This window comes from Ilyobacter sp. (assembly GCF_041583315.1).
GTDB lineage: Bacteria > Fusobacteriota > Fusobacteriia > Fusobacteriales > Fusobacteriaceae > Ilyobacter.
Map to the genome: position 1 here is coordinate 1 of NZ_JBFHGC010000056.1, position 8,550 is coordinate 8,550.

General features: G+C 37.2%; 7 protein-coding genes. All 7 read left to right on the forward strand.

The window, feature by feature from the left end; all coding sequences use genetic code 11:
- Nucleotides 1-3,217: DNA-directed RNA polymerase subunit beta' (gene rpoC / locus ABZA26_RS03345; protein WP_372713101.1), on the forward strand; the 3,217-nt coding region annotated here is incomplete at its 5' end.
- Nucleotides 3,218-3,364: 147 nt separating this feature from the next.
- Nucleotides 3,365-4,243, forward strand: a complete 879-nt coding sequence (locus ABZA26_RS03350) for a YicC/YloC family endoribonuclease (protein WP_372713102.1) — start codon at nt 3,365-3,367, stop codon at nt 4,241-4,243.
- A gap of 11 nt (nt 4,244-4,254) precedes the next feature.
- Nucleotides 4,255-4,494 (forward strand): extracellular matrix/biofilm biosynthesis regulator RemA family protein, encoded by a 240-nt coding sequence (locus ABZA26_RS03355; RefSeq protein WP_372713103.1) that lies wholly within the window; start codon nt 4,255-4,257, stop codon nt 4,492-4,494.
- 2 nt (nt 4,495-4,496) lie between these two features.
- Complete coding sequence (gene gmk / locus ABZA26_RS03360) at nt 4,497-5,051, forward strand: guanylate kinase (RefSeq protein WP_372713104.1); 555 nt, start codon at nt 4,497-4,499, stop codon at nt 5,049-5,051.
- 48 nt (nt 5,052-5,099) lie between these two features.
- Nucleotides 5,100-5,312, forward strand: a complete 213-nt coding sequence (rpoZ, locus tag ABZA26_RS03365; protein WP_372713105.1) for a DNA-directed RNA polymerase subunit omega — start codon at nt 5,100-5,102, stop codon at nt 5,310-5,312.
- A 3-nt stretch (nt 5,313-5,315) separates the two neighbouring features.
- The gene (locus ABZA26_RS03370) at nt 5,316-6,305 is read left to right on the forward strand and encodes an FAD:protein FMN transferase (RefSeq protein ID WP_372713106.1); all 990 of its coding nucleotides are present in this window, start codon (nt 5,316-5,318) and stop codon (nt 6,303-6,305) included.
- 117 nt (nt 6,306-6,422) lie between these two features.
- Nucleotides 6,423-8,414 (forward strand): sodium-translocating pyrophosphatase, encoded by a 1,992-nt coding sequence (locus ABZA26_RS03375; protein WP_372713107.1) that lies wholly within the window; start codon nt 6,423-6,425, stop codon nt 8,412-8,414.
- The last annotated feature ends 136 nt before the right edge of the window (nt 8,415-8,550 follow it).

The following is an 8,550-nucleotide window of genomic DNA, read 5'->3' on the forward strand; positions in this document are numbered from 1 at the left end:
GGTCGCTCTTGATGGCGGACGATTCGCTACATCAGATTTAAATGACTTATACAGAAGAGTGATAAATAGAAATAACCGGTTGAAACAATTAATAGAGCTTAATGCGCCGGAGGTTATTTGTAGAAATGAAAAAAGAATGCTTCAGGAAGCTGTGGATGCACTTATAGATAATGGAAGAAGAGGAAAGCCTGTAGTAGCGCAAAACAACAGAGAACTTAAATCTCTTTCTGATATGCTAAAGGGTAAGCAAGGTAGATTCAGACAAAACCTTCTAGGAAAAAGGGTAGACTACTCTGCTAGATCGGTTATAGTTGTAGGTCCGTCTCTAAAGATGGATCAGTGCGGAATACCTAAAAAAATGGCACTTGAGCTTTACAAACCTTTCATAATGAGAGAGCTTGTAAAAAGAGAGCTGGCTTCAAATATTAAAACTGCTAAAAAACTAGTAGAAGATGCAGATGATAAAGTATGGGATGTAATCGAGGATGTAATCCAGGATCACCCGGTACTTCTTAACAGAGCACCTACTCTTCACAGATTATCAATACAGGCTTTTCAGCCTGTTCTGATAGAGGGTAAAGCAATAAGACTTCACCCGTTGGTTTGTGCTGCATTCAATGCCGACTTTGACGGAGATCAGATGGCAGTTCACCTGATGCTTTCACCAGAGGCAATAATGGAAGCAAAACTATTAATGCTTGCACCAAATAATATAATCTCTCCTGCAAACGGAGAGCCGGTAGCTGTGCCTTCACAGGATATGGTTATGGGATGTTATTATATGACTAAAGATAAACCCGGAGCAAGAGGCGAAGGAATGGTCTTTTCAAGTATAGATAAAGTTTTGACTGCTTACCAACTGAAAATGGTTGAAACTCATGCAATAGTGAAAGTAAGAATAGGTTCTGAACTTGTGGAAAGTACACCAGGAAGAGTTCTTTTCAATGAGATACTTCCTGTGGAAAACAGAATGTACGATGTCACTTTTGGTAAGGGACCTCTGAAAAAACTTATTGCAAAACTTTATGAGATGCACGGATTTACTATAACGGCAGAACTTATAAATGACATAAAAAACTTCGGATATCATTACGCTACATTTGCGGGAATAACTGTAGGTATAGAGGATCTTGAAATTCCTGAGTCTAAAAAGGCGATTCTTGAAGAAGCTGACAATATGGTAGCTGAAATCGAGCAGGATTACAGAGACGGTAAAATAATAAACGAAGAAAGATATAGAAAAACTGTAGCAGTATGGTCAAAAGCAACAGATGACGTAACTACAGCAATGATGGAAAACCTAGATCAATTTAACCCGGTATATATGATGGCCAACTCAGGAGCAAGAGGATCTATCGCACAGATGAGACAACTTGGAGCTATGAGAGGACTAATGGCAGATACACAGGGAAGAATCATTGAGGTACCAATCAAAGCAAACTTCCGTGAGGGTCTAACTGTATTAGAATTCTTCATGTCATCTCACGGAGCTAGAAAAGGTCTGGCAGATACAGCACTGAGAACTGCCGACTCGGGATATCTAACAAGAAGACTTGTAGATATTTCGCATGAAGTTATAGTAAACTCTGAAGACTGCGGAACATACGAAGGAATCGAAGTAGCAGAACTTGTATCTGAAGGAAGTGTAATCGAAAAACTTTCAGAAAGACTGAACGGAAGAGTCCTCGTGGAAGATGTAGTACATGAAGGAGAACTGGTAGCTCCTAGAAATACTCTTATAGGGAAAGAACTTATAAAGAGAATAGAAGAGCTGGAAATCAAAAAAATAAAAATAAGATCACCTCTAACATGCAGCCTTGAAAAAGGAGTTTGTAAAAAATGTTATGGTATGGATCTGGCTACGCATAAGGAGATACTGATAGGAGAAGCAGTAGGGGTAATAGCTGCACAATCTATCGGAGAACCTGGAACTCAGCTTACAATGAGAACTTTCCATACAGGTGGAGTTGCCATGGCATCAGCTGCTGCAACAAGCATAAAAGCTGAAAACAGCGGTAAAATAGTATTCAGAGAAGTAAAAATACTTGAAACTGAAGACAGTGATGACAAAGTTGTAGTTTCTCAGTCAGCTAAGCTGATAATAGGAAATTATGATTATGAGATTCCTTCAGGATCAGTACTAAGAGTAGAAGAAGGTCAAATGGTAGAAGCAGGGGAAACTCTAGTTGTCTTTGACCCGTATAATATACCTATAATAGCTGACAGCGATGGTGTAGCAGAGTACAGAGAACTATACGTAAAAGAAAGTTATGATGAAAAATACGATGTAACAGAATATCAGGCTATAAAACCTGTGGAATCTGGAGATATCAACCCTAGAATAATACTCTTTGATGACGATGGAAACAAAGTCGGAGTTTGTTATATACCATTCGGAGCTTTCTTGATGGTTAAAGAGGGAGATAAAGTTAAAAAAGGTCAAATTGTTGCAAAAATCATCCCTGAGGGAGCCGGAACAAAGGATATCACCGGAGGTCTTCCTAGAGTTCAAGAACTTTTTGAAGCCAGAAATCCAAAGGGAAAAGCGACACTTTCTGAAATAGACGGTAAGGTAGAAATAACTGGTAAGAAGAAAAAAGGTATGAGAGTAATCATAATAAAATCTACTAGTGATAGTGACCTATTCAAAGAATATCTAGTTCCTGTAGGGGAACACCTTGTGGTAACAGACGGTATGCTTGTAAAATCTGGAGATAAAATCACAGATGGAGCTATTTCTCCGCATGACGTACTTTCTATAAAAGGTCTTGTTGCAGCAGAGCAGTTTATACTTGAATCTGTTCAGCAAGTATATAGAGACCAAGGGGTAACAGTAAACGATAAACATATAGAGATTATTGTTAAGCAGATGTTTAAGAAAGTCAGAATAGTAGATTCTGGTTCATCACTTTTCTTAGAAGACGAAGTTGTAGAAAAGAGAGTAATGGATCTTGAGAATGTAGTCTTAAGAGCAGCGGGTAAACGTGAGATACAATATCAACCGATTATTCAGGGAATAACTAAAGCAGCGGTAAATACTGGAAGCTTTATTTCGGCGGCATCATTCCAAGAAACAACAAAAGTACTTTCCAACGCAGCAATCGAAGGAAAAGAAGACTACTTAGAGGGTCTTAAAGAAAATGTAATTATAGGAAAAATGATTCCTGCTGGAACAGGGTTCACAACTTATAAGAATATAGAACCTAAGAAACTTTAAGATTAATAAAATAGGCGACTTTTGTCGCCTATTTTGATATTATTTACTCTTTATAAAATGAGGGTACTGTATAACCTGTAAAAAAACTTCAATTTATAGGGATATCAAAGAAAAACATAAACTTTGAGAAGGAAGGGTGGGTTTCTGATGAGAAGTATGACCGGTTATTCTAAGGAGTTATTTGAGAGTGATGACTTCAGAGTAAAAATAGAGATAAAAAGTGTAAATAACAAAAATTTAAATTTAAAAATAAAATTACCTTATATACTTAATTTTATGGAAAATAAAATAAAAACAGAGGTGGCCTCAAGAGTTTCTAGAGGATCTGTAGACCTAAGAATTGATTTTGAAGATAAGAGAGAAATGGGAGACCTATTTGAATACAATGGGAATCTAGCTTCATCTTATATGAAAGTTTTGGAAAAACTAGAAGAGGATTTTGATGAAAAATTCTCAAATAAACTTGATATTTTGATCAAACAGCCCAATGTTGTAAGAAAAAATGAGTTGGAAATAGATGAATCAGAATACTCAGATGTTGTGAAAATGACACTTCACAAGGCTATAGATTCATTCCTAGAGATGAAAGAGGAAGAGGGATCGAGGCTGAGGGTTTATTTTGAAGAGAGACTGGGGACTATAGAGGAAAAAGTAGCTCAGATAGTTGTAAATAAAGAAAAAGTTGTGGATGATTACAGAGAAAAACTTCTAGAAAGACTAGACAGAGTGAGAAGAGATATTGAATTTAAAGAAGATGATATTTTAAAAGAAATATTATTATTTACTGATAAATCAGATATATCTGAAGAAACTTCAAGACTGGAAAGTCATATAGAACAATTTAAAATTGAGCTTGAAAAAAATGAGTCTAGCATAGGTAAAAAACTCGATTTTATTCTCCAGGAGATGTTTAGAGAACTGAACACAACAGGAGTAAAAAGCAATTTATATGATATCTCAAAACTTGTGGTGGAATGCAAAAACGAAGTTGAAAAAATACGTGAGCAGGCTTTGAATATCGAATAGGAGGCAAAAGAATGAGACCTATAAATATAGGCTTTGGGAATATGGTAGTAGATGATAGAATCGTGGGAATAATAGCACCTGATTCAGCACCAAGTAAAAGACTCAAAGATGAAGCTAAAACTCAAAACAAATTAATAGATGCTACTTTTGGAAGGAAAACAAGGGCACTTATTATAACTGATTCTGATCATGTAATAATGTCAGCCATAAATCCAGAAACGATAGCAGTAAGAATTGAAAAAGGAGAGTAAGCATGAAAAAAGGTAATTTATTTGTGGTGTCAGGACCCAGCGGGGCTGGTAAATCTACTGTTTGTAAATTAGTTAGAAGGATGCTTGAAATAAATCTTGCAGTTTCTGCTACAACGAGAGCTCCAAGAGCCGGTGAGGTCGACGGGAGAGAATATTATTTTCTTACAATGGAAGAGTTTCAAAATAAGATAAAAAACAATGAATTTTTAGAATATGCAAATGTACATGGAAATTATTACGGAACTCTGAAAAGTGAGGTAGAAGAACGACTGAAGCAAGGTAAAAATATAATCCTCGAAATAGATGTCCAGGGTGGAATTCAAGCCAGAGATGAATATCCAGAAGTAAACCTGATTTTCTTTAAAACACCAACAGAAAAGGACTTAGAAGACAGATTAAGAGGACGTGGAACAGAGGACGAAGAAACAGTCAGACTGAGACTTGAAAATTCACTTAAAGAGCTGAAGTTTGAGAAGGAGTATGACAAAACTGTGATAAATCATAGTATAGAACAGGCTTGTTATGACCTTATAAAAATAATAAAAAATGAAGCTTAAACAAATTTTTTTATAAAAATTATCTAAAATTATGAGGGGGATTTTGAAATGAAAAAAGTAATTACTTATGATGAGTTATTGGCTAAAATACCAAATAAATACGTCCTGGCGACAGTTGCGGGAAAAAGATGCAGAGAGATAGAGAACGGAGCTGAATCAATGGTTAAATCTCTAAAAAAAGATACCAATGTTCAGAAAACTTTTAGAGAGATACTAACAGATAAAATAGGATACGACACTCAAGAAACAACTGGAGAGTAAGCTATGAAAAAAATCTTGTTTTTATTATTTTTATCTGTAATAGGACTTTTTGGGTGTGGAAATAAAAAATCACAAAAGATTGAAAAAGAACTTTTTTCATTTGGAACCTATATAAAAATAACTGTTTATGATGAAGACAGTAAAAAAGCTGAAAAAGCTATTGAAGCGGCATTTAAAGAGATAGAGAGAATAGATAATAAACTCAATACTAAAAAAAATGGAAGCATAATAGACCAAATAAACAGCAACAAGGACAAGAGAGTAAAATTGGATTCAGAAGGAAAAGAGATATTTTCGAGAGTGAGCCAGATGTATGAACTTTCAAAAGGGAAGTATGACATTACAATATCTCCTCTTTTAGAAACCTGGGGATTTACAACTGAAGGATCGGTAAAAGTACCTTCTAAAACCGAAATAGATACTGCACTTTCTAAAATAGATTATTCTAAAGTTTCCATAAAAGATGACTATCTGATGTTTCGGGAACCTGTTGAAAAGATAGATACAGGGTCTTTTTTGAAGGGGTATGCTATCTCAAAGGCTAAAGTCTTGATGGAAGAGATGGGAATAAAAAGTGCCTTTATAACTTCTATATCCAGTATTGAGACAATAGGAACAAAACCAGGAGACAAAAAATGGAGAATAGGGCTTCAAAATCCTTCAGATCCCTCAAAAATGCTGGATGTTGTAAACTTAGATGACAAGGCTATGGGGGTTTCAGGAGACTATCAGACTTTTGTGGAAATAGACGGGAAAAGATACCACCATATATTAGACCTAGACACAGGATATCCTGTGTCAGATAAAAAGATGGTAGTGGTAATATGTGAGGATGCTTTCACAGCAGATCTGCTTTCAACTACTTTTTTTTCAATGCCAATAAAGGAAATCTTAAAATATGCAGAAGAAATGAAAAACGTAGATGTTTTCATTGTTGATTCTGATTCTAGAATAACAACTTCGGCAGGTTTTAATTATTTTCTTAAAAAATAATATTTTTGAATCTGAGTATTGTAGAAGAGACATGTGCGGTATATACTTGTAATGCAACACCAAGGTAATTTTATAACAAAACATATACAAATTACTTAACTAAGGAGGACAAAACAGATGGAGCAATTTATCTACATTGGAATCACAGGTGGGCTTTTGGCTTTGGTTGCATCATTCTTCTACTCTCAAAAGGTTCTGAAATATGAAATTGGTAACGAAAAGGTTGCTGAAATCACAGAGGCAATCCGTGAAGGTGCTATGGCATTTCTAGCGGCAGAATACAAAATTCTTGTATGGTTTGTTGCAGGAGTGGCAATGCTTTTGGGAATATTCCTGAGTATAGGGGTAGCGGTTACATTTATACTGGGAGCGTTCACTTCGGCAGTGGCTGGTAATGTGGGAATGCGTGTGGCGACAAAGGCCAACGGAAGAACCGCTATTGCAGCAAAAGAGGGAGGACTATCTAAAGCTCTCGACGTAGCCTTTGCCGGTGGAGCAGTAATGGGACTGGCAGTAGTTGGTTTGGGATTGATAGGTGTATCTGTGCTTACACTTGTTTTTAACTGGGACATGGGAGTAATAACAGGGTTTGGTATGGGAGCTTCTTCGATAGCATTATTTGCAAGAGTTGGTGGTGGAATATATACAAAAGCCGCAGACGTAGGAGCAGATCTTGTGGGAAAAGTGGAAGCCGGAATCCCGGAAGATGACCCTAGAAATCCGGCAACAATCGCCGATAACGTGGGAGATAACGTAGGTGATGTGGCAGGAATGGGAGCCGACCTTTTTGAATCATATATAGGCTCTATAATAGCGACAATGGCACTAGGAGCGACAATGGCAGCAACTACAGATATGCGTGGTTACATGGTAGCCCCTATACTAGTGGCAGCATTTGGTATAGTCGCCTCTATAATAGCAACACTTACAGTAAAAACTGATAATCCTAAAGAGGTATATCATAAACTTGAGAACGGAACTAGAATAGCAGGTTTTTTGGCAACAATATCCTCCTTTATGATAGTTAAGTACCTGGGTCTTCCTATAGGAGTATTCTGGGCAATCGTTGCAGGACTGGCAGCAGGACTGGTAATAGCATTCTTTACAGGAGTCTATACTGATACCGGAAGAAAAGCTGTAAACAGGATAGCGGATGCGGCTGAAACAGGAGCTGCCACAACAATAATAGAAGGACTGGCAGTGGGAATGGAGTCTACTGTAGCACCGCTGATAGTAATATCAGCTGCCATCATAGTAGCTCATAAATTTGCAGGTTTATATGGTATAGCAATAGCAGCGGTGGGGATGCTAGCAACTACGGGAATGGTAGTAGCGGTAGATGCATACGGACCGATAGCTGATAACGCAGGTGGAATAGCTGAAATGGCTGAGCTTCCTCCTGAAGTAAGAGCGTGTACTGACCAGCTAGATGCAGTAGGAAACTCAACTGCGGCAGTAGGAAAAGGATTCGCAATAGGTTCTGCAGCTCTGACTGCACTATCACTATTTGCAGCATATAAAGAAGCTGTTGAATTTAGATCTGGAATACCACTGGTTATAGACGTAACTAACCCTAAGGTAATAGTGGGATTGTTTATGGGTGGAATGCTAACATTCCTTTTCTCTGCTCTTACAATGACTGCAGTTGGAAAGGCTGCCATGGAAATGGTTGCAGAAGTAAGAAGACAATTCAGGGAAATTCCTGGAATAATGGATAAAACAACAAAACCTGACTATAAAAGGTGTGTAGAAATATCCACACGTTCATCTCTGAGAGAGATGGTATTGCCTGGAATACTTGCAGTGCTGGCTCCGGTAGTGGTAGGAGTATGGTCAACAGAAGCTCTAGGTGGTCTCTTAGCTGGTGCACTGGTAACCGGTATTCTTATGGCTGTCATGATGGCCAATGCCGGAGGAGCTTGGGACAATGCTAAAAAACAGATTGAAAGCGGATATAAAGGCGACGGAAAAGGTTCTGACAGACACAAGGCAGCAGTTGTTGGGGATACAGTGGGAGATCCATTTAAAGATACATCAGGACCTTCTCTGAATATTTTGATCAAGTTGATGTCCATTGTTTCACTTGTTTTAGTACCTCTTTTCGTTTAAAAAAGGTTTTATATTACATTTTATTTAATTAATAAAATAAACATTATTTATTAAAAACTACTGAAAAGTTTCGCTACTTTGGCGAAACTTTTTTGATTCAAGTCACTTTGTTTTTAAACACTACTTTTAAGCCGTA

What these genes read in the sequence shown, in the direction of transcription:
- ABZA26_RS03355 (WP_372713103.1), top strand. Translation starts at nt 4,255, where the DNA reads ATGAGACCTATAAATATAGGCTTTGGGAATATGGTAGTAGATGATAGA.
- ABZA26_RS03370 (WP_372713106.1), top strand. Translation starts at nt 5,316, where the DNA reads ATGAAAAAAATCTTGTTTTTATTATTTTTATCTGTAATAGGACTTTTT.
- ABZA26_RS03350 (WP_372713102.1), top strand. Translation starts at nt 3,365, where the DNA reads ATGAGAAGTATGACCGGTTATTCTAAGGAGTTATTTGAGAGTGATGAC.
- gmk (WP_372713104.1), top strand. Translation starts at nt 4,497, where the DNA reads ATGAAAAAAGGTAATTTATTTGTGGTGTCAGGACCCAGCGGGGCTGGT.
- ABZA26_RS03375 (WP_372713107.1), top strand. Translation starts at nt 6,423, where the DNA reads ATGGAGCAATTTATCTACATTGGAATCACAGGTGGGCTTTTGGCTTTG.
- rpoZ (WP_372713105.1), top strand. Translation starts at nt 5,100, where the DNA reads ATGAAAAAAGTAATTACTTATGATGAGTTATTGGCTAAAATACCAAAT.